Origin of the sequence: Paraburkholderia sp. EB58 (assembly GCF_050436665.1) — a bacterium.
GTDB lineage: Bacteria > Pseudomonadota > Gammaproteobacteria > Burkholderiales > Burkholderiaceae > Paraburkholderia.
Map to the genome: position 1 here is coordinate 110,876 of NZ_JBNDMQ010000014.1, position 25,214 is coordinate 136,089.

At 59.1% G+C, this 25,214-nt stretch carries 21 protein-coding genes and 2 pseudogenes; 13 read left to right on the plus strand and 10 right to left on the minus strand.

Annotation, left to right across the window (positions count from 1 at the left end; all coding sequences use genetic code 11):
- Positions 1 to 78 precede the first annotated feature (78 nt).
- Together P3T40_RS21470 and P3T40_RS21475 are read left to right on the plus strand one after the other, a co-directional pair.
- Positions 79 to 285 carry a hypothetical protein gene (locus tag P3T40_RS21470; protein WP_429269740.1) on the plus strand — a complete coding sequence of 69 codons (207 nt, stop codon included), beginning with the start codon at positions 79 to 81 and terminating at the stop codon, positions 283 to 285.
- A 354-nt stretch (positions 286 to 639) separates the two neighbouring features.
- Complete coding sequence (locus P3T40_RS21475) at positions 640 to 2,631, plus strand: sigma-54-dependent Fis family transcriptional regulator (RefSeq protein WP_429269820.1); 1,992 nt, start codon at positions 640 to 642, stop codon at positions 2,629 to 2,631.
- A 60-nt stretch (positions 2,632 to 2,691) separates the two neighbouring features.
- Here the strand turns inward: P3T40_RS21475 and P3T40_RS21480 are convergent, their stop codons facing one another.
- Positions 2,692 to 3,432 carry a TetR/AcrR family transcriptional regulator gene (locus P3T40_RS21480; protein WP_429269741.1) on the minus strand — a complete coding sequence of 247 codons (741 nt, stop codon included), beginning with the start codon at positions 3,430 to 3,432 and terminating at the stop codon, positions 2,692 to 2,694.
- Positions 3,433 to 3,628: 196 nt separating this feature from the next.
- On the opposite strand from P3T40_RS21480, the gene P3T40_RS21485 reads away from it, so the two are divergent.
- The 4 genes from P3T40_RS21485 to P3T40_RS21500 are packed head-to-tail and all read left to right on the plus strand — an operon-like array spanning position 3,629 to position 8,056.
- Positions 3,629 to 4,282, plus strand: coding sequence for a CoxG family protein (locus P3T40_RS21485; RefSeq protein WP_429269742.1), 654 nt, complete (start codon positions 3,629 to 3,631; stop codon positions 4,280 to 4,282).
- A gap of 12 nt (positions 4,283 to 4,294) precedes the next feature.
- On the plus strand, positions 4,295 to 5,170 hold the full coding sequence (locus P3T40_RS21490) for an FAD binding domain-containing protein (RefSeq protein ID WP_429269743.1): 876 nt from the start codon (positions 4,295 to 4,297) through the stop codon (positions 5,168 to 5,170).
- Positions 5,163 to 5,663, plus strand: coding sequence for a (2Fe-2S)-binding protein (locus P3T40_RS21495; RefSeq protein WP_429269744.1), 501 nt, complete (start codon positions 5,163 to 5,165; stop codon positions 5,661 to 5,663). The genes P3T40_RS21490 and P3T40_RS21495 overlap by 8 nt, the downstream gene beginning before the upstream one ends.
- Positions 5,657 to 8,056: a xanthine dehydrogenase family protein molybdopterin-binding subunit gene (locus tag P3T40_RS21500; protein ID WP_429269745.1), complete on the plus strand. Its 2,400-nt coding sequence runs from the start codon at positions 5,657 to 5,659 to the stop codon at positions 8,054 to 8,056. Before P3T40_RS21495 ends, P3T40_RS21500 begins: the two co-directional genes overlap by 7 nt.
- 90 nt (positions 8,057 to 8,146) lie before the next feature.
- On the opposite strand, the gene P3T40_RS21505 is transcribed toward P3T40_RS21500, so the two are convergent.
- A complete protein-coding gene (locus P3T40_RS21505) occupies positions 8,147 to 9,481 on the minus strand; it encodes an alpha/beta hydrolase (protein ID WP_429269746.1) in 1,335 nt (444 codons plus the stop codon).
- Positions 9,482 to 9,751: 270 nt separating this feature from the next.
- Between P3T40_RS21505 and P3T40_RS21510 the strand changes: the two genes are divergently transcribed.
- Positions 9,752 to 11,296 (plus strand): carboxylesterase/lipase family protein, encoded by a 1,545-nt coding sequence (locus P3T40_RS21510; RefSeq protein ID WP_429269747.1) that lies wholly within the window; start codon positions 9,752 to 9,754, stop codon positions 11,294 to 11,296.
- A gap of 32 nt (positions 11,297 to 11,328) precedes the next feature.
- Here the strand turns inward: P3T40_RS21510 and P3T40_RS21515 are convergent.
- Positions 11,329 to 11,826, minus strand: a pseudogene (locus tag P3T40_RS21515) (MFS transporter); the annotation flags it as partial.
- Positions 11,827 to 12,119: 293 nt separating this feature from the next.
- Between P3T40_RS21515 and P3T40_RS21520 the strand changes: the two are divergent.
- Positions 12,120 to 12,698 (plus strand): helix-turn-helix domain-containing protein, encoded by a 579-nt coding sequence (locus P3T40_RS21520; RefSeq protein ID WP_429269748.1) that lies wholly within the window; start codon positions 12,120 to 12,122, stop codon positions 12,696 to 12,698.
- Between the two features lie 53 nt (positions 12,699 to 12,751).
- Positions 12,752 to 13,324 carry a DUF1349 domain-containing protein gene (locus P3T40_RS21525; protein WP_429269749.1) on the plus strand — a complete coding sequence of 191 codons (573 nt, stop codon included), beginning with the start codon at positions 12,752 to 12,754 and terminating at the stop codon, positions 13,322 to 13,324.
- A 130-nt stretch (positions 13,325 to 13,454) separates the two neighbouring features.
- Here P3T40_RS21525 and P3T40_RS21530 read toward each other — a convergent pair whose 3' ends face one another.
- Positions 13,455 to 14,747, minus strand: a complete 1,293-nt coding sequence (locus P3T40_RS21530; RefSeq protein ID WP_429269750.1) for a TAXI family TRAP transporter solute-binding subunit — start codon at positions 14,745 to 14,747, stop codon at positions 13,455 to 13,457.
- A 145-nt stretch (positions 14,748 to 14,892) separates the two neighbouring features.
- The gene (locus P3T40_RS21535; protein ID WP_429269751.1) at positions 14,893 to 15,852 is read right to left on the minus strand and encodes an HPP family protein; all 960 of its coding nucleotides are present in this window, start codon (positions 15,850 to 15,852) and stop codon (positions 14,893 to 14,895) included.
- A gap of 235 nt (positions 15,853 to 16,087) precedes the next feature.
- Between P3T40_RS21535 and P3T40_RS21540 the strand changes: the two genes are divergently transcribed.
- Complete coding sequence (locus tag P3T40_RS21540; protein ID WP_429269752.1) at positions 16,088 to 16,960, plus strand: LysR family transcriptional regulator; 873 nt, start codon at positions 16,088 to 16,090, stop codon at positions 16,958 to 16,960.
- A 131-nt stretch (positions 16,961 to 17,091) separates the two neighbouring features.
- Here P3T40_RS21540 and P3T40_RS21545 read toward each other — a convergent pair whose 3' ends face one another.
- Positions 17,092 to 18,054, minus strand: a complete 963-nt coding sequence (locus P3T40_RS21545) for a helix-turn-helix domain-containing protein (protein WP_429269753.1) — start codon at positions 18,052 to 18,054, stop codon at positions 17,092 to 17,094.
- A gap of 394 nt (positions 18,055 to 18,448) precedes the next feature.
- Here P3T40_RS21545 and P3T40_RS21550 point away from each other — a divergent pair, with 394 nt between their 5' ends.
- Positions 18,449 to 20,050, plus strand: coding sequence for a GMC family oxidoreductase (locus tag P3T40_RS21550; RefSeq protein ID WP_429269754.1), 1,602 nt, complete (start codon positions 18,449 to 18,451; stop codon positions 20,048 to 20,050).
- 103 nt (positions 20,051 to 20,153) lie between these two features.
- On the opposite strand, the gene P3T40_RS21555 is transcribed toward P3T40_RS21550, so the two are convergent.
- A complete protein-coding gene (locus P3T40_RS21555) occupies positions 20,154 to 20,552 on the minus strand; it encodes a hypothetical protein (RefSeq protein ID WP_429269755.1) in 399 nt (132 codons plus the stop codon).
- A 457-nt stretch (positions 20,553 to 21,009) separates the two neighbouring features.
- Between P3T40_RS21555 and P3T40_RS21560 the strand changes: the two genes are divergently transcribed.
- Positions 21,010 to 21,915 (plus strand): LysR family transcriptional regulator, encoded by a 906-nt coding sequence (locus tag P3T40_RS21560; protein ID WP_429269756.1) that lies wholly within the window; start codon positions 21,010 to 21,012, stop codon positions 21,913 to 21,915.
- On the opposite strand, the gene P3T40_RS21565 is transcribed toward P3T40_RS21560, so the two are convergent.
- From P3T40_RS21565 to P3T40_RS21575, 3 genes are all read right to left on the minus strand, one after another.
- The gene (locus P3T40_RS21565; protein WP_429269821.1) at positions 21,912 to 22,241 is read right to left on the minus strand and encodes a LysR substrate-binding domain-containing protein; all 330 of its coding nucleotides are present in this window, start codon (positions 22,239 to 22,241) and stop codon (positions 21,912 to 21,914) included. The genes P3T40_RS21560 and P3T40_RS21565 overlap by 4 nt on opposite strands.
- Before the next feature lie 272 nt (positions 22,242 to 22,513).
- Positions 22,514 to 23,359: a sulfite exporter TauE/SafE family protein gene (locus P3T40_RS21570; protein WP_429269757.1), complete on the minus strand. Its 846-nt coding sequence runs from the start codon at positions 23,357 to 23,359 to the stop codon at positions 22,514 to 22,516.
- Positions 23,360 to 23,575: 216 nt separating this feature from the next.
- Entirely contained in the window at positions 23,576 to 24,355 is a 780-nt protein-coding gene (locus P3T40_RS21575; RefSeq protein WP_429269758.1) for an AraC family transcriptional regulator, read from the minus strand.
- 329 nt (positions 24,356 to 24,684) lie between these two features.
- On the opposite strand from P3T40_RS21575, the pseudogene P3T40_RS21580 reads away from it, so the two are divergent.
- Positions 24,685 to 25,091: pseudogene (locus P3T40_RS21580) on the plus strand (response regulator); the annotation flags it as partial.
- Between the last annotated feature and the right edge of the window lie 123 nt (positions 25,092 to 25,214).

The window sequence follows — 25,214 nt, forward strand, 5'->3', positions numbered from 1 at the left end:
GTCCCCCTATCCGTGGACCGGCACAACAAGGCCGCTGCCGGCACGAACCGGGCGGCCTCCTGTAGAAGGAGACGAACGATGGCTACAGGAACGACCCGCCACTTCAGCGCAATTGCGATGACTGCCCGGTATCTTGGCGTGCTGCCTTCGAGGCGCCTCGTCAAGTTCACACTGGGCTGGAGCATCACGCTGAGTGGGACAGGTATTCTCGTAAACGATGTAAGCGCAACGATCGCTCCGTTTTTACGCGGCGTCGCGGGTGCGATCATTAAAGCAATGGTGTAAGCGAAATGCCTGTCCGTTTGAGCGGCCGCTGTTGCGAATTGCGATGGGAAGGAGAGCGCACGCATCGATGATCGCGTTTGGCGAACGCGTCTGACGTATTCAGGGGCAAGACCAACGAAGCCATGAAAGGGGCGCGATCCGCTGTGCTGACCGTGTTTCCCCCAAAAGACATGCTGAAAATCCAGAGCTATACTGATCGCGCGTTAGCTGCTGGGTTTAAAAAATAGGAGTCCACCAGATACGCCCAGCCAGAACATTCCAGCTAGTCAAGACGAAGCCAGCCGTAGAGCCCGGTTCCGCGTTGACCCATCGCCCAGGAGGAAAGTTGTGGCGAGGAGACATCAGATTGGCAGCATGTTGGGTCTAGGTGATCAGGCCGCGATGCGCAGCATCGTGGCCAACGCGCAGCGCGCCAATCTCCGTCATTCCGACAGGGGTACGATGCTCGCATGGGAGCGCTTTCTGGCGGGCGAGCCGTCGACGTCTGCTCCGCCGGCGCTCATCGACTCATGGCAACGCAGCTTGCAGTCCGGCGTCAGTCCGACTGCGGTCTCGGCGCCGATCGCGGTACACGGCGACGAGGTTGCGGCGCTGTGCTGGCGCCATCGCGACCTGCTGGCAGCGGCCGACCGCCTGTTCACGGTCACGGCCGACCTTTTCGCCGATTCACATTCAATCCTGCTGCTCACGAACCAGGACGGCGTGATCCTTAAAGCGGCCGGCGATTTGCGCACGCAGGCGGCGGGCGAAAAAATCCATTTGACGCTCGGTGGGGACTGGGGCGAGGGCAGAGCTGGCACCAATGGTATCGGCACCGCGCTGGCGACCCGCGAGCCAACCTATATCCACGGCTCCGAGCACTTCTGTGAAGGCATCAAGTCATGGAGTTGTGCAGCGGCGCCGATTTGCGAACCGGGCACTGGAGCAGTGATCGGTGTGCTCGATATTTCCGGTCCGCCTTCCACCTATCAGATCAACAACCTCACGTTGGCCGTGACCGCGGCACGCCAGATCGAAATGGTGCTGGCCGAGCAGGCTGCGCGCGAGCATATGCGTTTGTTGGCCTTTTGTCTGCAACGGTTGTCGTCGTCGGATGCAACCGGCATGGTTGCGATAGACCGCAGTGGCCGGCTCGTGCATACCACGGGCAGAGTGGCATTGCCGGTCGGCATTGGCGAGCGTTTCCCGGGGATGAACGAGACTTCCGCCGTGGAGGACTGGGCGCAGCATTTGCCCGCAGGGCTAAGCGCCGAATGGTTCAATCCTGTCGTCGTCGACGGTAGCACCATTGGGGCAATGCTAGTCGTGCCGGCGCGAACCCGCCCCATCAATGTGCGGGTCGCGGAGCGCAACGGAGAGGCTGATCCGCTGCGCAACTGCTTCGCGCAGATCCAGGGGCAAAGTGCGGCGATGCTGGCCGCCGTCACTCGCGGGCGCCAACTTGCCAGCAGGCGCGTACCAGTGCTGATCGAGGGCGAAACAGGGGTTGGCAAGGAACTGTTCGCGCGCGCTATTCATGGTGAAGAAGGCGGAGGCGGCCCGTTCGTCGCCTATAACTGCGGGGCGGCGTCGAAAGAACTGATTGCCAGCGAGTTATTCGGTCACGTGCGCGGTGCTTTTACTGGCGCGACAACGGAAGGGCGGGCCGGCCGTTTCGAGCTGGCTCATGGTGGGACGCTCTGTCTCGACGAGATCGGTGAGATGCCGCTCGAGTTGCAACCTGTCCTCTTGCGTGTACTGGAAGAAGGCATCATCTACCGGCTTGGTGACACGCAGCCGCGGCGCGTCGATGTGCGCCTGCTGGCAATGACCAACCGCAATCTGCGCGAGGAGGTCGAGTCCGGTCACTTTCGCCGCGATCTGTATTACCGGATCAGTGTTACGCGTATACGTATTCCGCCGCTGCGTGAACGGGACATTGATATCGATCTGCTCGTCGAGCACTTTAACCGGAAGCTTGCCTTGCGCCACGGGGTCCCCGAACGACAACTGAGCGCGGAGATCATGGCGGTGTTGCGCGCCTATTCGTGGCCGGGCAACGTAAGGGAAATGCGCAACGTGATCGAGAATATGCTTTTGACGTCCAGTGAACCCGCTGTGTCGTTCGATGATCTGCCTGCCGAGTTGCTCGATGAAATCGCGACGTCTGGAGCCGTACCGTCGCTGCGGGACGATGGGGCGAGTCTCGAAGAAACGGAGCGTTTAGCCATTGCACGCGCAGTGCACAATGCGCACGGCAACCTTGCGCAGGCCTCCCGCGCCTTAGGCGTTTCACGCAGCACGCTTTATCGCAAGATCGAGCTTTATCAGCTGGAAGGTATCGTCAAACCAGCGGGAAAGGAATGAGGTTGTGCGGATGAAAGTCTGGCACACCCGGAAGTTCATGCATGACAATACCCGGGTTATTTACTTCCGGCCTGCACGCGGGGGCTTTACGCTGGGGCGTTGCTTTGAAATGCTGCGCATAGCCGCGGGAGCGCCCTGCATGAAACGCGTAATCGCGGCCTCGATGATTCCGTCGAGATCATCCGGAACTGGCATGTCGTACACCCAACGGCGCAAGGCCAGATAAAACAGTTCACCGTGCAGGCCCCAAGCCACTTCCATCTCTTCCGCCGAAGGAGGGGTTTTTCGCGCCCTGGGGCCTTCCGCCAATAAGCGCAACTCGATGGCCAAGGGCGCAATTACCTTTGCCTGAATGAGCGCGAGGTAGCGCTGACTGATGCCGACGCCCTTCAGGCCAGAAAACACGAAGATCCTCACCCAGTCATAGCGGAAGATGGCGTGGAGATAGGCTTTGTAGAAATCCGTCAGGCGGGCTTCCAGTGGTCGCTTCGGCTGACGCAGCAGGCTCTCCCATTCGGGCTGCCAACGGCCGAGATAAACCTCCTCGTACACGCGGTCAATCAGCGCCTCCTTGGTGGGAAAGTACCGGAAGAGGTTCTGGTGCGTGATGCCGAGTCGCTGCGCGAGTTCCCGCAGCCCCCCGTCGAAGCCCACTTCGGCGAAGAAGTTCACGGCGCCCTCGATAATTTCCCGCTCGCGGTCCTGAGGCGCAAGGCGTCGCCGCCGTAGTGGCGCAGCGGCCGTTGACGGGATGCGAGCAGTGCGCGCAGCGGAAGCAGGTTTCTCGATCAGTTTGGTCATCCCACTAGGTTACCTGTGAGCGACCATTCGGTAAATAGCCTGAAGACCTTGCGGGACGGTCCTCTCACGCACACCAAATGCCCTCTTGCGGACTGCTAGTTGCCACTCGGTAATTTGTGTTACGCTGATATCACGTGGAGTACATGCCAGTGCCGACGCGGTCGAAACTGGTTCGCTATCGAAAGGAGACAGGTCCATGGAGCTATCTGGGCAGCAGATTGTCGCTGCACCGCGACAAGCGGTTTGGGACGCATTAAATGACCCGCGGGCGCTTTACGAATGCATTCCAGGGTGCGAGGACATCGAAAAAGTATCCGCTGAAGAGACGCGGGTGCGGGTCGCGGTGAAACTGGGCCCGGTGCGTGCCCGATTTACCGGGAAAATGCTCATGTCAGACGTCACGCCTGCGGAGCGATGTAAGCTCACCTTCGAGGGCGCCGGCGGGGCTGCCGGATTCGCAAAAGGGTCCTCGCGGGTTGAACTGTCCGACGAGGGAAGGGAGACCAAACTCACCTATTCTGTTGATGCGTCCGTGGGGGGCAAGCTCGGGCAGATTGGCGGACGACTCATCGACTCATCCGCCAAGAAAATGGCCGATGAGTTCTTTGGATCGCTAGATCGCTATTTGACAGGAGGCGCGCTTTCGCGCGAGAGCGCACGCGAGCAGGCGCCGACTACGAACGTGGCAGATATTGCCGATCTGCCAAGGTCCGCTCCCGAGAAGCTATCTGTGCGCGATACGTCGGTGGGTCGCGGCGCATGGACTGGCGGTCTTATGCCAGAACTCTACCGCGTCGGCTGGTTCGCGCTTGGGGTGGCAGTCACGCTGTTGCTGAAGCATTCGTTCTGAGAAGGGGTGCCCATGAAAGCTCCTGAATTTGACTATGTGCGAGCCAGATCACTTGAAGAGGTGTTCGCACTACTGGACGAGTATGGCGATGAGGCGCGGATTCTGGCGGGCGGTCAGACGCTGCTTGCGACCATGAACATGCGGCTATCCGAGCCGCAAATTCTGGTGGACATCGCAGGCCTGTCGGCTCTGAAGCAGGTATCAGTCGTTGGCGATGTCTTGCGTATCGGTGCAATGGTGACGCATGCGGAGATCGAAGATTCGCCGGTGGTGCGCGAGCATGCGCCCCTGCTCTCGGAGGTTGCGCCCTTTGTCGCACACCGCGCCATTCGTAATCTGGGCACGTTCGGCGGATCGATAGCATTCGCGGATCCCGCTGCGGAGTGGCCTTGCATTCTGGTTGCAGTGAGGGGAGTTGTAATTGCACAAGGCGTTGAAGGTCAACGTCGAATCCCGGCGGACGAGTTCTTTATCGATCTCTACACGACTGCGCTACGCCCGGGCGAAATCATCGTCGCGTTGGATATCCCTCTCAAGGGGCCAAAATCCATTTACGCGTTCGACGAATTGACCCGGCGTCATGGAGATTACGCCATCGTTGGTGCAGTTATCACAGGCAACGCCTCCGAAAAAGGCCTTCTCAAAGATGCGCGAATTGTCTTCCTTGGTACAGGTAACAAGCCGGACCGGGCGCATGCGGTCGAGCAGCAACTCGAGACGACATCACTTACGCGTGCTACGGCGGCAAGCTTTGCGCGGGCGCTCGACATCAGCCCCGGAGGCGATCTCTACACCTCGGCCGAAACCAAGCTCCACCTTGCGCGGGTTACCCTCGAGAGATTGCTGTCGAAACTGGCTTTGACGCTGGAGGTATCTGAACATGACTGATCGCCAAACTGTCCGGCTGGTTGTCAACGGCAAGAGCGTGACGACGACAGTCGAGCCGCGGATGCACCTGATTGATTTCTTGCGGGACGAATTGCAGATTAAAGGCGCTCGCGTTGGTTGCGAGCATGGGGTATGCGGGGCATGCACTGTCCGTCTGAACGGGCAGATGGTGCGAGGCTGCCTTGTGCTCGCCGTTCGGGCGACAAACTGCACGGTTGAAACCCTCGAAGGCGCAAGTGACCGCGGCGATCTCGCTGCCTTGCAGGCGGCCTTTCATGCGCGCAACGCCTTGCAGTGCGGTTTTTGCACGGCAGGTATGCTGCTCACAGCAGCGGAGCTGGTTGCGACCAGGCCGGATTCCAGTCGCGAGGAGATCCGGGAGTTCATGTCGGGTAACTACTGTCGCTGTACGGGTTACCAAGCCATTGTCGATGCGATTGAGGACGTTCTGAGCGCTCGCTCCGGAAGCGTTGCTGGAGGGCAAAAATGCTGACGCCAACGAAAAGCGAACAGCGTATCGCTGACGAACTGCGCTACATCGGCGCGCCTGTGGCGAGACCGAACGCGCTGAGATTACTGCAGGGCCGAGGCGTGTACGTGGACGATATTGTGCTGCCACGCATGGTTCACGTGGTTTACTGGCGCAGTCCGATTGCACATGGCCGCATCACCTCGTTCGACGCGAGCTTTGCCACGATGATGCCTGGCGTGATAGGTGTATTCGGAGCGGAGGATATCGCCGATATCTGTACTCCATGGGTGGGTACACTTGCTCACCTGCCAGGCATGAAGTCCCCGCCGCAATATCCACTTGCGCGGGGGCATCTATGTTGGCAAGGCGAACCGGTCTTTGCGGTGGTCGCTGAAACCCGGCATCAGGCTGAAGATGCACTCGCATACCTGCGGATTGAATGGGACGAGCTGCCCGTCGTCGCGAATATGGAGCGGGCGCTGGACCCTGACTCGCCCCTCATCCACCCGGAATTGGGCGATAACCTGTGCCTTACGCGAACAATCGACAACGGAGCCGTGGATGCTACGTTTGCGAGTGCTGATGTTGTCGTTGAAGAGTCGTATCGGTTCGGACGTCACACGGGCGTGACCATGGAGACGCGCTCGGTACTGGCCGACTTCAACGCTGCCGAGCACACTTTGACCGTGTACCACTCGCATCAGGCGCCGCACATGATGCAGGATTTGTACAGCCGACATCTGAATCTTCCGGAAACATCGGTTCGCGTCATCTGCAAGGACGTGGGAGGGTCATTTGGAATCAAGGTGCACTCCTATCCGGATGACTTCGCGACGGTAGCGCTGTCGAAACTGCTAAAACGTCCCATCAAATTCGTTGCCGACCGACTCGAGTCATTCACGAGCGACGTCCATGCGCGAGACCATCTGGTAAAGGCACGGCTTGCCGCGACAAAAGATGGCCGTATCCTCGCGTTCGAAATCGACGATCTTACCGGCGTTGGGCCTTATTCAGTGTATCCGCGGACGAGCGGCATCGAGGGCAATCAGGTTCTTAACATCACCGGCGGCCCTTACCAGCACGAAAACTATAGAGCACGACTGCGCGTCGTATTCCAGAACAAGCCCCCCATGAGCCAGTACCGGGGAGTCGGACATCCAATCGCATGTGCCGTAACCGAGGGGATTGTCGACCTGGCCGCTTCAAAGCTCGGAATCGATCCGCTCGCGTTCAGAAAAATGAACGTAATGCATGACGATACCTATCCGCGCACGGGGGCATCGGGGATCAAGCTTGAAGGGCTCTCTCATGACGCGTGCCTCGCCCGTATTGAAAGACTGGCTGACTACGACGGGCTTCGCGACGAGCAACGTCGTTTGCGGGAGGACGGTGTGTTTCGCGGAATCGGCATTGCCGCGATGGTCGAACTGACCAATCCCGGCCCGGCGTTCTATGGCATCGGTGGTGCGCGCATCGCGGCGCAGGACGGGGCAACCGTCCGTCTGGACGCGGGTGGCGGCATTACAGTGATGGTTAGCGTTGGAGAGCAGGGCCAAGGGAGCGAGACCATCTTCGCCCAGATTGCTGCGGACGCCCTTTCGATGCCGATCGACCGGGTCCGCGTCATTACAGGCGACACGTCAGTTACACCGTATGGTGGCGGCACGTGGGCATCGAGAGGGGCCGGCATTGGCGGCGAGGCTGTGCTTCAGGCGTCGAACGCATTGGGAATGCAGTTGATTGAGTTTGCCTCTGCTGTGCACGAGCGCTCGTCCGAAGGGCTCAAGCTCTTTAACGGACAGGTGATAGACGCAGAAAACGGCGCCTCTCTGATCGACCTTAAAGACCTCGCGAGTAAGGCCTATTTTCGCCCGGACACTCTGCCGAGGGATTTCCAGCCTGAGCTATCCGCGACACGACACTATTCGCAGCGCGATTATCCATTCGTGTTTACCAACGGCGTACATATCGCATACGTCGAGGTCGACGTGGATACCGGCATGGTGAAGTTACTGAAGCACTGGGTCGTCGAGGATTGCGGACGCGTGATTAACCCGATGTTGGTGGACGAACAGATTCGTGGCGCGGTTGTGCAGGGCATTGGTGGCGTTCTGTTCGAAGAGTGTCTTTACGACGAAGCAGGTCTTCTCAGGAATGGCAGCATGGCAGACTATCTTGTGCCGATGGCCTCCGAAATGCCGGACATCGAAATCGCACACGTAGAGACGCGGACCAAAACTTCGGCCCTCGGCGCTAAAGGGGCGGGGGAGGCGGGATCGGCAGGGGCGCCGGCAGCCGTGATGAATGCAATCAATGATGCACTCGCGCCATTTCATGCCCGAGTCACTTCACATCCCATTACGCCAGAGAAGATCCTGGTGGCGCTTGGGAAAGTGAAACCGGGTCGCGCGTGACGGGACCGCGCTTTATGGGCCTGTACGAAGCCTTCCACCGCGGCGTAATGCGGTCATCGCTGCTCAACGGCTGGTAGGCAACCAGCCCTTTCAGCGCACTGGCGCCGGGTAGTCTTTCCACAGCCACTCGAGTGCTTCGGCCATGGTTTGTGCTTCGGTGGCGCCGTCGACGTGACCGGCATTGCGGGAGAACACGAACTGGTAGTGGTAGCCCTTGGTGGCGAGCACGCGCGCCATGTCCTCGTTGGCCGCAGTCCAGTCATGCATGCCATCGGCAAGAGGCGCGGCCGGATAAAAAAGATCGCGGTCCCCCGCCTCGAACCAATACCGGATCGGCTTGCGCGGCGCATTAGGGATCAGCGGCGCACCATCGGACGCGCTTGCAGGCGTCACCGTATTTCCTGTCACGGTGAGGTTCGGCTTGATCGGCCCCGGCCACACATCGTGGTACTGCCATGCGCCACCAGGAAGCGCTGTGTCATGCGGCCATTGCTGGTTCACCATTGTTGGCGAGTAGCCAAGTACGCGGTGATAGAGATCGGGGCGGAACCAGGCCATGGTAAAGGCGGCGGCAGCACTGGAGCTGAAGCCCATGGTCGCACGCCGATCCGGATCCTTCGTCAACCGCACATGCGCATTCTGTTCGACGCGCGGCAACACCTCCTGTTCGACCCATTCGGCGTAGGTGCCGGACACGGTGTCATATTCGCGGCCCCGTTCGCTGCCTTGGGCATCCTGTCCGCCGGCGCCTATGCCGATGGCTATCATTGGCGGCAGCTTGTGCGCGTGGATGAGGTTGTCCAGCACGTTGAACAGCATCTGCTCCTTGAAGAAGCTGTGGCTGCCGCCGTCACCGTACACGATAAATGGCGCTGCAGTGCCCGCGACGTAACCGGCCGGCACATAGACATCGACCTCGCGACTCCAACTGCCAGCATGGCTCGCGGGCACCAGAAGATCGGATTTGTCGCCAGGAGCGGTCGAAGCAGAATTCACCGCCGAATTCCTGCATCCGGGCATGTCGTCACGAACCATGCCGGGACGGTAGATGACGCTGTCTGCCGAAGTCATGATGAAGGTATGGACCGTACCGTGTGGCACATCGGCCTGAGCGACAGTCTCTGGCGAGGGCTGATGTGTCGCACCGATAATGAAGTTGCCGTCGCTATTGATCGACGGAACCTGGCCATCCGGCAGTTCCGTCGCTTTCGGATACTTTGGATTGTGCGGGTCGCGAGTGGGCGGAGTCGTCTTCAGATCCAGCCCCGCCGTATCGATGAAGAACGGCGCCTTTGGATCGGTTGTGTTGGCACCAGCCGGAACCGACGCATTGGGTGGCACGCAAGCGGTATCGGCGGCGATGGCCGGCATGGCCGCAGCCGTCGAGAGCAGTGCTGCCACGAGAACAGCATGGGCTTTGGTCATCTGTGATCTCCTCCCTCTGTGGGCACGCCAGCCCGTGTCGATTCGACTAGTGTCTGAACCGTTTCGTACAATAGTCGAAGCGAGGAGACAACGTCAAGTCTAGTAGCGCCTGGGCTTTGCGATAGGTGTTAGGTGTACGAACGGAATATATGTCGGCTACGCCATGTTCGCGACAGCCTCCTGCCATGAAGCCTTTCTATCATCGACATGCGCCCGCTATCTGCGGTCCGACCTGCTGGGGAAAACAGAACAACCGATGGAATCCCGCTCATGATCAACGTTATCCGCACGATAGTTGTCGTCGCGCTTGCCATGCTCACGTTCGACGCCGTTGCGGCGCCGGTGATCCAGACTCAAAGCGGCCAATTGAGTGGCGCCTGGGACGGGCACGTGTTCTCCTTCAAGGGCATTCCTTACGCGGAGCCACCGGTAGGTCCGCTGCGTTGGCGCCCGCCCGCGCCCCCGGTATCCTGGCAAGGTGTGCGCGATGCCACGAAGTTCGGAGCCAGTTGCGAACAGGCTCGGCGCGACCCGACTGTGGTCATTCCCTGGACCGCGGAATACACCTCTACTCCGTCATTTAGCGAAGACTGCCTGTTCCTGAACATCTGGACACCTGCGCTGCATCCTGCCAGCAAGCTGCCGGTCGTCGTATGGATTCACGGTGGCGGCTTCGACCATGGCTCCGCTGAAGTGCCGGTCTTCCGCGGCAATCACCTTGCGCAACAAGGCATCGTCGTCGTCTCGATCAACTATCGGCTGGGCCTGTTCGGTTTTCTTGCCGATTCCTTGCTCGATGCCGAGCAGGGTAGTTCGGGCGAGTACGGCATGATGGACCAGGTTGCCGCGCTGGAATGGGTCAAGGCTAATATCGCGAGCTTCGGCGGGGACCCGGCGCAGGTGACGATCGAAGGGCAATCAGCTGGAGCGATGGCTGTGCATCACCTGCTCGCTGCGCCGTCGGCCGAAGGGCTGTTCGCGCGCGCGATTGCGCAAAGTAATTCGTGGGCAGATTCGACGCTCGTCCCCCGCGAGCGCGCCGAGGCGGTCGGCGAGAAACTCGTAAACCTGACAGGCGCTACGACGCTCGAAGCGCTTCGCGCCGTCCCTGCGGACCAGCTTCTTGCGTTGCAGGCCGATCCGCGTCTGGGCGATCACGTGAGCTTCTTCCCTGTCGACGACGGCAAATTCATTCCTGACGGCTCGAAGGAACGCAGCGATGTGCCGGTGCTGCTCGGCTCGAACCATGACGAAGCCAGTGCTTTTAGCCCGACGTGGCAGATCAGCACGACGCAAGCGTACCAGACACTGCTCGACCAGCGCTTCGCTCCGTTGTCTGCCCGATTTGCCGCACTTTATCCGGCGCAAGACGATGCGGCCGTACCGTCGGCGGTGCGGCAACTATTGGCCGATTCCGCTTCGGCCGGTGTGATTGCGTGGTCGAAAGCGCGCGACAGCCGCGCGGCACCCGCCTATGGCTATCGCTACACCCATGCGGAGCCGGGTCCGCTTGCCGCGCGTTTTGCGACGTTTCATAGTTCAGAGGTTCCTTACGTGTTCGGCACGCTGGAGTATGGTCATCGTCCCTTTACCGCGAAGGACCATGCGATCTCGCGGCAACTCCAGTCCTACTGGGTCAATTTCATCCGCACCGGAAATCCGAACGGCCCGGGCCTGATGACCTGGCCGCAGCTCGATAGCGGCAATTTCATGCAGTTGGGTGACAAGCAGATGGTCACACCCTTGCTGTCGAAGGCGCAGCGCGATGCGTTCAGTGATTGGCTCGCGGCGGGTGGGAAGATTGGGTTGTTCTAAGGTGGCGCGTAGCGCTCGAGCCAGGTCGTTAATCATTTCGCGGGCTTGCCGGCAAACAGAAACCCGCTGAGTGCAAGTAACGGGAACAGCATGCCGACGACCGCGACCCAGCTCCAGCCACTGTGCCTGTACAGCGTGCTCGCGATTGCGGAGCCGACGACGCCGCCCACGAAGACGCTCGTCATGTAAATCGAATTCAGACGGTTGTGGCTGTCCGGATCGAGTTGGTAAATTTCGCGCTGACCCAGGACAAGGTTCATCTGCACGGCGAAGCCGAGCAGCAGGCCGGTGCCGACGAGCCCGAACACGCCGAGGCGCGGAACCAGCATGACCGGCAGGTAGCCGATCGCCGCCAGTGCGAGCGCGAACGCCGTTGCGCGATGCGTGTGGCCGGCGTCGGCGAGGCGCCCGGAGATCGGTGCAGACGTCGCGCCCATCGCGCCGACCAGTGAGAACACGGCGACCGCCGTCTGCGACAGATGGTAGTAATTCATCAGCTCGATCGGTACCGCAGTCCAGAACAGACTAAACGGGCGCGGGCAATAGATTTCATTCCCGGGCGGAATATCTACGCGGGAGGTGTGAGGCGGCAGGAGCGCGGAAGCCTGTGCCTCGCCCGTCCCCTATGGATGGCGCCCGGCTCGCTTTCCTTTAAAACTGAGACGCATGGTCAAGCCTGGCAATAAAAATCGGTCACGATTTCGGGGATTGCCAGAAACGGCGCAGGGCAGCCCTTGAAGGTCCGGCCCAAATAAAGGAGGCCAATCGGGTTGGCTGGCGGCCGTCCTCTGAGCGAGTTTTGAAGGGTTGACTGCAGGTTACGATGCTCACTAAAACTAACACTTACAACAATAATTCGTCTCTTTCGCTGGGCAACAAGATACGCGCGCTTCGGCAACGGCTAAAGCGCACGCTCGATGTCACAGCGGCAGCAGCGCGCATTTCCAAGCCCTTTCTGTCGCAGATAGAACGCGGCCTCGCCACCCCGTCTCTTACGTCGCTGGCAGGGATTGCGAGCGCACTCGGTGTCACGGTGCAGTATTTTGTCGACACGCCCAGCGAAGAGCGCTCGGTGAGTCGCGGCGACCAGTTGAAGTTTTTCGGTTTCGCGGATTCCGCGAACCTGTTCGCGCGGCTGACCAACCTGACGGAGGGCCGCCAACTGGAAGCGATCCTCGTCAAAATGCCGCCCGGACAGAAGCGCTCCGAAGTGAATACCCATGCCGGCGAAGAGTTTTTGTATGTGATCAGCGGCAAGGTGTCGTTAACGCTGGAAGGCAAAACGTTCTTGCTGCAAGCGGGCGATAGCGCTCATTACGAATCAACGACGCCGCACAGCTGGGCAAATATGGCTCTCATCGAGTCGGTGGTTGTCTGGGTGGGTACGCCAAGGCTTTTTTAGACCGCTGGCATTCTTCGCCTGAAGTCACGCGCATAGGAACACAAGGAGGTTTTATGTTTGAGTCAGCATCATGGCTGAACCGTCCAGCCCAGTTCGAAGTGAGCGAGAACAAGCTGAAGATCTGGACCGACGAAAAAACCGATTTCTGGAGAGAGACGCACTACGGCTTCACCCGAGATTCAGGACACGCTTATGGTGTCGACGTGTCCGGTGACTTTACTGCTCAGGTGCGCGTCAATGGGTGCTTCGAGGCACAGTATGATCAGGCGGGTATTTTAGTGCGTGCGGATGCCGAAAACTGGGTCAAGGCCGGAGTGGAACTGTCCGATGAGGTGCTCACGATTTCGTCGGTACTCACGGTCGGGAGTTCCGACTGGGCAGTCGGCGCGTCTCTGCCGACCGGTGAGTTCTGGATTCGCGCTACGGTCAAATCACGCGCATTGCTCCTCCAATACTCTGACGACGGGAACCGCTGGTCCTTGATCAGACTGGCGCCGTTTCCTTTCAACGGCCCGCTATTGGTAGGGCCCATGTGCTGTTCCCCACAGCGTGCCAGGCTGACTGTCGAATTCGACTGCTTTGAGGTTATCCAACCCCCTGTTGGACTGCTGCACGATCCGGCTTGATCATCGTTGATTTCACTAGAGCCAGGCAACGGGCGATGCATGAGAGGCTGCACGGCGTATCCGATATGCTGCCGCCTTCCGAGACTCCGCCCTTCGAGAGTGCGTGAAGCACCCTGGTCCAATGCCTGGCCTATCGGTCAGAACCCACCTGGAAGATCCGGTCCCGTACGACTCTAATTGCCTGCTTGAGGGCGTAAACATCCCGAAGATAGCGCTGCGGAATCCGTATCCGGCTGGCATGCGCATCAATGTTCTCGATTTCATCCCGCCATTGCGCAATCTGATCCGGGGTCGGTTGCCTGTTTCTCCATATCTCGTCTTCTAGCGCTTTGATTTCGCGATACCAGACCACGAGCCGGTTTTTTATCCGCGCCTCCGCCACGCGCGGCAATGCCTGAAGCAAACCTATCAGTAAGGCCATGAAGGGGAGCAGGATCAGCAGTCGCCTTTCGATAAAGCTCGCGAGCCAGAATGGAAGATAGCGCTGCAGAAAGGGGCGGCCGGATTTGAAGTACCGCGTACTTTCGTCCGAGACCGGAAATTCCTCGGTGTTCAGGTTCGGGAACGTGCCGATCGGCGTGAAGTAATCCTCGCCGCCGTGGACGGTCTTAGCCGCGTCCAGAAGCAGGTAGACGAGTGCAGGATGCAGGGAGTCCTTAGCGACGAGCAGAGCGGTAGCGGCCAGCAGCGTGACGTCCGAGCGCGGAAGATCGTTGACGATGCTGGTCGAGCCGCGCGGGAAAACAATCTTGGAGAGAGACGGGAATTTCTGCACCAGGGCATCGGCCTGAGCAAAACTCATCAGCTTCAGATTGCTGTTCAGTAGCGTTCGCTGCATCTCGGCATCCGGCCTGCCGATAAAGAATGCGGCATCCAGACTGCCGTCTTCCAGCCTTTGATAGGCCTTGGCTGCATCCATTTGCAGCAGCGTGGTGTTGCTGCCGGTGATGCCGCTATAGCCAAGCAAGACTTGGGAGACGTTGAGCAGGCCGCTGCCGGCAACCCCAATGCCAACCCTTGTGCCGCGCAACTGTGCCAGGCGGTCGATGGTGGTGTCACCGCGATAAAACACCCAGATCGGCTCATATGAAACAGCAGCGATGGTCTGCAGGTGGTCTGTTTCTTTCGGACTGGTGGTGCCCGATTGGATAAAGCCCACTTCGTATTCGCTATCTGGGTTCGCCAGCCGTTCATAATTTTCGACCGAGCCTGAAGAGCTGCGGATATCAAGCTTTATGCCGTCGCGCTTCAGGATGGGGGCATAACGATCGGCAAAACTGCGATAGATACCCTTGTCCGCCCCAGTTGTGATGACAATCGTGCGCTGGTTGGCTGGCTCAAGTACGGTTGCCAGCGCCCAGCCTAGCACGGCCAGCAGCAGTATCGCGCCAATGATGAGAAGCAGCTGGCGCCCCGGTGTCATGGGGGCCTTCTGGCTACGATGAAGCACTGGGTCGCGCCTGGGCATTTACTTTGATCGCATCCGCATCGGAGTTAGCCATTGTCGATCAATTCTTGCGTAACACCAATCTTACAGTACCAGATTGTCTTGCTGCCGCATCCGCCCGCTATTGCGCGACCTGGCGTCCGGCTCCCGACGATTTCTCGAAGAGCAGAAAACTCGCTGTCAAGAACGTGCTACCTATGCCTACTGCGAGCGGGAAATGCCAGTCGGCGCGCGTTATGACTTGCGGCAGAAGCGCTATCGCAAGCGCGGGAATTGCATGCAGACGAGTCACGCGTAGCATGACGACGCCGAACAGCATGGCCAGGACAGTTGAGGCCATGCCTGGACCAAATGTCGCCAGCGCAGCAACGCCGGCTGCCGCCGCGAGCGTGCATACCGCGGGCAACAGTACCGGCCGCTGGGCCCACGGACAGACGTCTGCATGCGCGAACATTTCGAAGGCAATCACGACGAGCGGCGGGAAAAATACCATTCTCATTCCGGTCGCCATCGAAAGCAGGTAGGTGGCGCCGAGAAACGCTGCGAAGAACGGCACCCACAGGAGCTGCTCGGGCAGCGATTCGATTTCATCGTCGATCCGATCGGCGGCACTCGGCGCGGCGTGTGCGGCTTGTTTGTCGAAGAACCTCCGGTATGTCGAGGACAGGACGGCAAGCGCACCCGTGCCGAGCAGAATCGAGAGCGGATACAGCCAGCTTTTCTCGCCGAGTGAGAGAGCGAGAAAGCAGGCCGAGATGGCCGGCACGATGGGCGAGCGCATCAACTTGAGAATGATGAATGCCCCCACGATGCAGATCGCAATGGACGCAGCGGAATAGGGCAGATAACGGGTGACGAGTACACCCAGCACGGCAGTCACGGCCGGAGAGAGCGCGAGCATCCAGGGCGCGCGGGCCCAGGTGCCGCGCGGACGCAGGAATACGTCGTAGGACAGTGCCGCTAACTCAGGAAAAAGAAGCAAAGTCACGCCGGCCGCCGAAGCGGCTCCGGCGATCCCCGCCATGAAGCAGAGCGAGACAAGCACCGCTAACACGATGCGGCGAGATTCAACAGTTCTCATGTTTCGGACCTATATATGTGCACAGGCCAGTCGGTAGGTTGAGCGGGACATGATGGGCCAGCCGATGTGCGCGACCAGCAGGTTGCCCAACACGGTGTCTGGCGCTTTGATGGCTGGTCAGGGACGTGCTCATCGGGCAATAAACCTTGTCGGCTGAAGAAGTCCCCATGGTAGACACATCAGCTTCGTGCGAATATTCCCCATAACCGCACGGCATCCTTGGGAAAATGCACCGATGTTCGATTGGGAAAATATGCGTCATTTCCTCGCGCTCGCCCGCATCGGTACGTTTTCGGGGGCCGCGCGCAGTCTGAAGGTCGATCACGCGACGGTGAGCCGACGCTTGAGCGCATTGGAGGACGAGATGAAGACCCGTCTGGTTGAGCGTTTGCCCCGATCCTGCAAGCTCACTCAGGCTGGCCAGCGGGTGTTCGAACTGGCCCAGGGAATGGAAGAGAATGCCTACGCGATCGAGCGCTTCCTGGATGTCAGCCTTTCCCCACTAAGCGGCAAGGTCTCACTGAGCGCCCCGCCTGTACTGGTAGCCAGTTTTTTGGTGAAGCACCTTGCGGACTTCCGGATTGCACATCCAGGCGTGCAGTTGTCTGTTTCGGGCGAGCCACGGCAAGTTTCGCTGAGTCGACGCGAAGCGGACATCGCCCTACGGCTGGTTCGGCCAAAAGAAGCGACTACGGTGGTACGAAAGCTGGGGCGTATGTCGTTTAACCTTTACGCAAGCAAGGACTACCCGCATCTGCACAATCCGGCTGCCTGGGAGTTCATCGTCTACGATGCCGGAATCGCGGATAGGCCACAGCAGACCTGGTTGATGAACGTCGTAAGAGGGCGGCCCATTGCATGCGAAATCGGCGACATCACGGGTCACCTTGCAGCGGCTCAGGCAGGCGCCGGCGTGGCTGGCCTACCGTGCTTCGTCGCAGACACTGATCCGAATCTGCGGCGCGTCGCCTACGATGGCGAACGATTTTCACGGGATATCTGGATGGCCGTGCATCGGGATCTGCGCCGTTTGCCGCAAGTACGGGCAGTCATGGACTTTCTACTAAAAATCATCGCGGAAAATGCGGCGTTTACAACGAGCGATTAGAAAGCGTTCCAGATTTTGAGCTGGCTCAGCGTTCATTGCACCTGATCTGATTCATAGCGAGAGGGAGCCATGGTGGCCCGATGAATCCGTGTGGCAAAGATCAAAACGAAATTCCGCCGTCGCATCGCTCCTTAATTATCCTGCCTCGAGACCGACGTCTTGAGCGATGCGAATTCGCGGGGCGAGGCCCCATAACGTGCCTTGAACACGCGGCTAAAGTGCGCCGCATCGGAAAATCCGCAGCGATAAGCGACTTCCTTGGCCCGGACGTTGTCTTTTGCCGTGTCTCCGAGCAGACGTGCCGCCTGCTCCAGTCTTAGCGACCACGCATACCGCATCGGCGACATGCCAGCGGCTTTCAGTGCTCTCGTCAGGGCGCTGGCAGACATGTTCAATTCGGAGGCTATTCTGCTGACGCTGAGGCCGGGATCGGCCAGAAGGCGCAATACGACCTGTCTGGTGCGCAGCACGATGGTGGCGTTGGTGTGCCCACGCGCCGCGGCAGGTGAGCTATCCAAGACCACGTCCAACAGGTCAAGGCACTGCTGGCCAAAACGGTCCAACAGCGTCTCGCTGGTCGCGCCTGACTGCTGAGCGGTGCGAAACATAAATTCACGCACCGCTTTAACGTCATCTGAACCGAGATCGGCCGTATGCGGTTCACTGAAGCTATAGCGGAGTCCTCTGTCTTTCAGCGCGCTGCGGGGCATGCGCAGGATAGCGACTCGCGTCACGTCGCCGTAGAAATCATTAAATCCGTACGACGGGTCGACCACCAGCATGCTGCCAGCGTCGAAACGGTGCATCCGCTTGTTTTGTTCGACGACCAACACCCCGCTTTGCACCACTTTCAGAAAAACATGATCGCCAAGTCCCGCAAGACGGCGTGACGCGGGGGACAAGCGGACTGAAGCCAGCTCGGCCTTTCCAATGCATAGTTCTCCTGCGGGGTGCCAGTCCACCGCCACAGATCTGCCGTCCGCCGGTATGGCATCAAAGCGGCAGTCGATGCCCTCTTCGTGCATGTGATCGATCCATGTGGCTCGATCCAGTGCGCGACCGCACCACTCGCTCAGTACGGTGCGATTTCTCATGATCTTCTCCTAACCAATTCTGCAACCTGACCGACATATTCGGGATCACTAGACATTTCGGCGATGCGCTCCCTTCAGCGCGAGGCATTTTGTAGGTGAACACCAGACCGCCGCATTTATTCCCCAAAACTTCAAGGTCAAGGCGCGCGCGACGAAGCTGAGGCCGGGGGAATGGCAATTTGCGGTGAAAATTTCGCAGGTTACTGGCTCGGTCCCTTAAACAGTTCGCCCATGTCGTACAGCGGCGTGTGAAGGCCACTCGCCGAAGCAAACGCGCGTTTCAGTCAATCGATCTGACATAGCGAGTCAATCTGGCCCTCTGTCTGGTTGATAACCTCGGACCATTCGCGTCGTAATCGACGAAGCTTGAGACAGTCCACTATCGGGAATCAGCATGGTCACAGTGACAAATGAAGAATTCGCCGCGCAGGTTCGGCACAATCAGCGCGAGTTGGCCGCTCGAATCAGCTCGCCTTTTGATTTCATCGTGTGCGGAGCGGGCACTTCGGGATGCGTGGTAGCAGCAAGGCTCGCCGCAGACCCTAACCTGCGGGTTTTGCTTATCGAAGCAGGCGGACATGACGAGACCGAACTCGTACAAGATCCGAACCGCTGGCCATTGACGCTTGGCGGTGAGATGGACTGGGCATTCGTCGCGGACGCTAATCCACAGTTAAACGGACGTGCGCTCGCTTATTCGATGGGAAAGGTACTCGGCGGCGGCTCCAGCATCAATGTGTCGACGTGGTCGCGTGGGCATCAGGCAGACTGGGACTTTTATGCCGCTGAGGCGGCCGATGAGGCGTGGAGCTATCGGGCCGTTCTGGAGTTATATCGCAGCCGAATTGAAAAGTGGGCAGGCGACCCGGACCCCGACTATCGAGGCACACATGGCACGGTGCACGTTCAGCCGGCGCAGGAGCCCTTTCCCTTTTCTGAGCGCCTGCTGGCGGGTGCCGAATCGATGGGGCTCGCCCGCTTTCCCAACGCGAATGGGCGCATGATGGAAGCGGCAGGTGGCAGCGCACTGGTGGACGAAACGGTTTGCAACGGCAAACGGCAGTCGATTTTCCGCTCCTATGTGTACCCGCTGATGGCGCAACCTAATCTGACCGTGCTGACTGGGGCTCTCGCCAGCCGTATTCTTTTCGATGGCCGCCGGGCGACAAAGGTCGAATTCAACTATCAGGGCAACGTAATAATGGCCGAAGCGACTCGCGAAGTCGTTCTTTCATTAGGCGCTATCCACACGCCCAAGCTATTGATGCAATCCGGAATCGGCCCTGCGGCCGAGTTGAGGCACGCTGAGATCCCTGCGTTGCAGATCCTGGAGGGCGTGGGCCGCAATCTGCACGATCACGTGTCCATCGCATCTGTGTGGGCGAGCAAGGGCGAAGTGCTGGGCAGTTCTCCTCGAAGCCAGACAGCGTGTTTCTGGAAAAGCCGTCCTGAGCTGGACAGCCCGAACTTTTATAGCTACGCCATTTCCGGCGCGTATCTCACGCCAGAAAACGCGCTGCGTGCCGATCCACCAGCAAACAGCTGGACCCAGGTGATCGGAATGCGGCCGCAAAGCCGCGGCAGTGTTCACCTCACCGGTGCCGCGCCCACGGACCCCGTGCGGATTAACGCCAATTACCTGGCCGAGCCGCAGGATCTCGCCGACCTGATTAGTGGCCTGAACTTCGCACGCGAAATGGGCAGCGCGCCTGCGCTTGCGGGTTTTAGTGGACATCAGGTCGCGCCATATTCGTTCGAACCTGACGGCCTCTCACAGTACATTCGCGACGGACTCACGACGTTCTGGCATCAAAGTGGCACCGCCAGGATGGGCCGTGATGCCATGTCAGTCGTGGATAGCAAACTGAGAGTTTATGGCGTCGAAGGCTTGCGCGTGGCGGATGCGTCTGTTCTTCCACGAGTCACGAGCGGAAATACCATGGCACCGTGCGTCGTAATTGGTGAGCGTGCAGCAGAGTTCATGCTGCGGCGATAGCTATGGGTTCGTTATAGCGACTGAACCTGCACGACCTTGCCCGGTTTGCCTTCAACCGCTGGGGCGATGCGTTGCCCCTCGGCCGCAAACCTGAACCGCGCTCTCAGGTCGCGGGCTTTTCCGCAGCCACCATTGCGGATCCAAAACTGAGAAATTCGCCGTCCGTGACGGTGCTGTCTCCATAGGGGACGAGCAGTTGCTCGAGTGCTTGCATCCCTGAGCTTGCGGTGCTGCTGCCGAACTCGGACATGGCCTTCAGCAGTTCTGTATTGGCTATCGAACCGTTTTTGTCGGTGTCCAGCGCAGCGAAGATATGGTTCGCTTGATTCTTCGTTCCACCAAACTGCTGGATCACCTTCTCGGCGGCCGACTGCGAAATGCTGCCGTCGTATGCGTCGTCGCTCGTGGGCGGGGTGATAAGGCCGGCCGGCATTTGCTGCGCTAATGTCGTAAGTGGGTCACCTGACGACGCTACCGAACTGGACATCTTGCCGACGGCCATGCTGATACCGCCCGGATCAGTCATCGAGACGTCAAAGCCTGTCGCGGCAAGCGCTTCACAAACCTGCATTGCGTAGTCAGTGATCGACTCCTTAGGTGATTGCGCCGCAGAGAGCTTCGGTTAAGCGAATGGATCGGCGACCGTATTTGCGTCGGATTCTAGAGGCGGGCATTTCAAGGGTCTAGTCTCCTTTCGCTCCCAACTGTGTGGACCGTTGTGTCCACTCACGCGGCACTTTGTCGTGGTACTTTTTTTGAGGGGTCGCAGACGTGTTTACATGAAAAATCGTTAGGGACAATACGGGGAAGGGTGCACGAATCGCAAATTGTCAGTTTCCAGATTGATGCAAAAACTGCTCGCGTTGTAGCTGGCGCGGCAAGCATGAGGTAGGGGAAAATTGTGTTTAAACGCGGTCGCTCTGACCTAGGCTATTCAAGCGTCCCTATCAGTCGAAGGAATGAAAGAGGTGGATGGTTTTAACGCGTTCGGTGCCTTTATGCATGTCGCCGAATCGGGTAGCTTTACCGCCGCAGCGAGGCGTCTTGGCATATCCACGTCGGCGGTTGGAAAGGCCGCGAGCCGGCTGGAGAACAAACTGTCGGTCAGACTCTTTCATCGAAATGCACGCAGTGTGGCGCTCACCCAGGAAGGCGAGTTATTACTGCAAAGTTGCATGCGAATCGTCTCGGAGATGGACGCGGTGCAGCAGATGCTCAGGTCGGCGAAGGGGACGCCCGCCGGTAGGCTTCGCCTGAGTCTGCCCATGCTCCCTGCGTTGCTCGTTCCAGCACTAAACAAGTTCGCGCAGGCTTATCCTGCGATCGAACTGGACCTGGTGTTCAGTGATCATCTTGTCGACCTGATCGACGATGGCTTCGACGTTGCGGTTCGAATCGGAGAGGCAAACGATTCGCGGCTAGTCTCGCGCGACCTGGGTGTCTACCGGCTGGTTCTCGTTGGCTCGCGAGAGTACTTTTTGCGCGCTGGAAAGCCGCAATCAGTGAACGATCTTCGCTCGCATAGGTGCCTGCATCATAGGTGCGCGACGACGGGAAAACTGGAACCATGGCCGCTGATCAGTTCAGCAGAAGCAGCGCACGAGTCGGTCGTGCCGGTTACTGCTGTCGCCAATACGATAGAGGCGATGGCGAGGCTCGTGGAATGCGGATTCGGCATGGCGTGTTTGCCTGATTTTGCAGTCAGGAAGCAGCTTGCTGAAGGTTTGGTTGCGACGGTCCTGGACGATGGGATCGTGGGTTCGAACGTCATTCGAGCGGTTTGGCCGTCGAGCAGACATCTGGCGCCTAAAATTCGCGTGTTCGTCGACTTCATGGCGCAACACCTGTTTGCCGCGTCGGATTAGTTTTGATAGCGCCAAGTGCCGACGACTTTCTCTAGCTGCGACGTGTCGATGAACGCCCGAACCTTCGCAGACGTATGTTTTCCTGGCGGAATGACGACCTGGATAGGCGCCGTGGTTGCCCATTCGTCATAGATACTTACCAGACGGCCGCTCTCGAAGTCAGCCCCGATCGTAAAGTCGGGCAGTCGGGCAACTCCGGCTCCGGCAACAGCGGCGGCGCGGCATGCCGGCATCGTGTCCATGAGGAGTGCCTGTGAAAAAAATGAGCTCTTTTTGTTCGCCGCGAGCGTTCTTAAGCTGGCATCGTGTGGGGTGAGCCAGGACAGAAAGACCGATAAAGGGGAGGGTGGACGTTGAGGGTGGGTCGTCGCTCAATTTGTGCGAGGCCAGAAAGGCGGGACTTGCCATCAACCACTTCGAGAATTCCCCGATACGGACTGCGCCCGCTTTAACAGCATGGGCGAAATACTCGAAAGAATCAGCACAACAAAATGTTTTCGGGGGGACTTTGATCAATATGTGGGGCGACGTCCCATGGCGCCCCGAGGGGGGATAATATCAAGGAAACGATCTATATGAGCAGCGCAAGAGACATAAACTAGACACCAAGGGCGACGTTCGGCTTTGTCCCGATATGCACGGTGGCAAACGTATCGATCGCGGGAATGACCCGTTTGTCGAGCCACTGAATCGGCACTGCCAGATGCACTAGTTCACCCACAACGACGACGATCAGCAAGCCGATGATCCAGCGTCGCGCCTGAGCTGAGATTGCGACGCGCGCACCCAGAATCCCGCCAACTAGACTGCCCAGCGCCATGATTCCTCCGTTCGTCCAGTCGACGCTTTGGTGTTCGGCAAAAATCAGCATCGCGACCGCGGTCGTTATTAGCGTAGCGAAGTTCTTGATGGCATTCGCTTCGACAAGCGTCAGTCCCGATGCAAGTACGAGCACGAGCAGGATGTAAGTGCCGGAGTCGAGCACGATGAAACCTGCCCAGAATCCGACGAGAAAAAGTAGCGACATCTGCTTAACGCCCAGGTGTACCTCGCGGTCTCCCGCGGCGTTCAGCAGATCCTTGAGCTTGGCGAATATCAGAAGCAGCGCGATGATCACCGCGCCAACGATGATCTTGCGAAGGTCATGTCCTGGAAGCTGTTCGCTCGCAAGCGCGCCAAGGGCTGCGCCGAGCGTCATCGGGGCAGCGACGATTAGCGCGCGTCGCCACGGAATCGCTCCACTGCGTGCGAGGCCCGCCGTCGCGGCAAGGGCGCCGACGAGAACCGGAACGCGATTGGTCGCATTTGCGGCAGCGGCGTGCAGGCCGATCGACATGAGAACAGGCAGCGATATCGCCGATCCCGATGACGCAACGGTATTGAGAAAGCCACAGAACACGCCAGCGATCACCACGACGGCAATGATTTCTGGATTGAAGCTCACGGCGTCTCCTTCGATCAACCCTGCAACCGCCACGATGTATGTGGCGGGACGTGACCGAATCTTGCAATCGACTTCGTTTATGGATCGATCCGGTGGCGTGAAGATAGGGGGCGAGAATGAGTTGAGAATTACGGCGACTGGAGCTTGCGCTTGTTCGGGCCGGTGGCACGGCATAGTGCATGCGCTGGCCTCAACGTTGCGTCGCTGCAAAGGTGCCTAGTTTTGCTGGGACCGATCGAGATATGACCTGGGGGTGTCGCCGAGCATTTTTCGAAAGAAAGCGATGAAAACGCTATCACTCGAAAACTCCAGTTCCGCCGCCGTGTACGTAATACTGTGTCCGGTGGCCAACAGTTCGATCGCTCGCATCAGACGCCACTGCTGACGCCACTGTTGATAACCCATCCCAGTCTCCCTCTGGAAGATGCGGGTGATGGTCTTGCTACTCGCTCCTACCGCTCCTCCCAGCACTTGCAATTCCGGCGGCATTCGATCCGGACGGGAGGTCAGCTTCACGAGGCGCCGATCGGTCGGTAACGGAAGCAACATCGCCTCCTGCGGAGCGTCGCGTATTTCGTGAATACAAAGTCCGAGCAGGTGCGCCTGCCGACCATGGCGCCAATCTTCATGAAAATCCGCGAATGCGATCGACTCAAGGACCGCGCGCAACAACGGTCGCACGTCGATCACCCGAACATCACCCGGTAGCGAGTCGCTCAGGTCAGGCCGAAACCACAGCGATCGATAATCGACGGCTTGCTGCATCACTGCGCGATGCGCCGTCAGCGGTGGAATCCAAACGGCTCTGGATGGGGGAAGCAGGCACAACCGGTCAGCCAGGGTGATCCGGACGCAGCCTCGCCGTGCATACAGCAATTGCCCCCGTTGGTGCTGATGCGAGCCTGAATCGTGATCATCCAGCGAGGTGGCAACGCCAATGACCTCGGCATCGAAGGAGTCGGGGTCAAAGGTCTCAGTCGTGTCGAGGTATGGCATAGAAACCATTGTCCCATTTCACACATTTTCTGTCCAAAAACCTGTAACTGAACCGGCGGGAATGACTGACCATAGCGTCATTCTTCAGGAGGACAGGGCGATGCAGACGAGAAGTCTGCTCCCCTGTCGTGATTCGATCCAGAGCGAAACCATGCGCGGGGGCAACGTATACACGAACGTGAATACCAACTGGTTTAAGCTCATCACCATACGTTATGCGAATCAACAGGAGGATTATTAGTTTCAATAGCGTGCGCCCGACGTGGAGCGAACGCTATCCCTAACGGTGGATCATCATGCGAGTTTTACTGGTTTAAGAGGATTCGCAGATTGGCGAGAGCCTGCTTCGTGCATTGAAGGATGCGGATTGCAGTGTCGACTGGGTGCGCGACGGCAAGGCCGGCAGCGTGGCCATCAACACGGCCTATTACGCTGTCGTATTGCTCGATCCCGGGCTGTCGGGCGCAGGCGGAATCGATCTGCTACGCGCGTTACGTGCCGCGGGCAATGACGTCCCCGTGCTGATTCTCACTGCACTGGACGATCTGGAGACGCGTGTGCACAGCCTTGACGTCGGTGCGACGATTGCGTACTCAAGCCGATCGAAGTCCGCGAACTTCTTGCGCGCATCCGGGCGGTATTGCGGCGCAAGGCGGGCTACGCGACCTCGCGTATCGGCGGCGAGTCGCTCAGCCTCGATCTCGACAAACGCATGTTGCGCTGCAACGGGGTGGCGCATCCCTTCAAACGAGAGGTCGAGAGGGCATTTTGCAAATTGCGTATGTTGCGATTGTCGATGATGATCGAGCCGTTCCGTCATGCCCTGGCAGCCTGATCAGGTCGCTGGGTTGGCAGATGC

Bases quoted from the DNA above. Each gene is read 5' to 3' on its own strand.
- P3T40_RS21495 (WP_429269744.1), top strand. From the start codon at position 5,163: ATGACTGATCGCCAAACTGTCCGGCTGGTTGTCAACGGCAAGAGCGTG.
- P3T40_RS21535 (WP_429269751.1), bottom strand. From the start codon at position 15,852: ATGAGAACTGTTGAATCTCGCCGCATCGTGTTAGCGGTGCTTGTCTCG.
- P3T40_RS21575 (WP_429269758.1), bottom strand. From the start codon at position 24,355: ATGCCATACCTCGACACGACTGAGACCTTTGACCCCGACTCCTTCGAT.
- P3T40_RS21490 (WP_429269743.1), top strand. From the start codon at position 4,295: ATGAAAGCTCCTGAATTTGACTATGTGCGAGCCAGATCACTTGAAGAG.
- P3T40_RS21555 (WP_429269755.1), bottom strand. From the start codon at position 20,552: ATGGCCGTCGGCAAGATGTCCAGTTCGGTAGCGTCGTCAGGTGACCCA.
- P3T40_RS21550 (WP_429269754.1), top strand. From the start codon at position 18,449: ATGGTCACAGTGACAAATGAAGAATTCGCCGCGCAGGTTCGGCACAAT.
- P3T40_RS21485 (WP_429269742.1), top strand. From the start codon at position 3,629: ATGGAGCTATCTGGGCAGCAGATTGTCGCTGCACCGCGACAAGCGGTT.
- P3T40_RS21470 (WP_429269740.1), top strand. From the start codon at position 79: ATGGCTACAGGAACGACCCGCCACTTCAGCGCAATTGCGATGACTGCC.
- P3T40_RS21530 (WP_429269750.1), bottom strand. From the start codon at position 14,747: ATGACACCGGGGCGCCAGCTGCTTCTCATCATTGGCGCGATACTGCTG.
- P3T40_RS21520 (WP_429269748.1), top strand. From the start codon at position 12,120: ATGCTCACTAAAACTAACACTTACAACAATAATTCGTCTCTTTCGCTG.
- P3T40_RS21540 (WP_429269752.1), top strand. From the start codon at position 16,088: ATGTTCGATTGGGAAAATATGCGTCATTTCCTCGCGCTCGCCCGCATC.
- P3T40_RS21480 (WP_429269741.1), bottom strand. From the start codon at position 3,432: ATGACCAAACTGATCGAGAAACCTGCTTCCGCTGCGCGCACTGCTCGC.
- P3T40_RS21475 (WP_429269820.1), top strand. From the start codon at position 640: ATGTTGGGTCTAGGTGATCAGGCCGCGATGCGCAGCATCGTGGCCAAC.
- P3T40_RS21525 (WP_429269749.1), top strand. From the start codon at position 12,752: ATGTTTGAGTCAGCATCATGGCTGAACCGTCCAGCCCAGTTCGAAGTG.
- P3T40_RS21500 (WP_429269745.1), top strand. From the start codon at position 5,657: ATGCTGACGCCAACGAAAAGCGAACAGCGTATCGCTGACGAACTGCGC.
- P3T40_RS21505 (WP_429269746.1), bottom strand. From the start codon at position 9,481: ATGACCAAAGCCCATGCTGTTCTCGTGGCAGCACTGCTCTCGACGGCT.
- P3T40_RS21510 (WP_429269747.1), top strand. From the start codon at position 9,752: ATGATCAACGTTATCCGCACGATAGTTGTCGTCGCGCTTGCCATGCTC.
- P3T40_RS21545 (WP_429269753.1), bottom strand. From the start codon at position 18,054: ATGAGAAATCGCACCGTACTGAGCGAGTGGTGCGGTCGCGCACTGGAT.
- P3T40_RS21560 (WP_429269756.1), top strand. From the start codon at position 21,010: ATGAAAGAGGTGGATGGTTTTAACGCGTTCGGTGCCTTTATGCATGTC.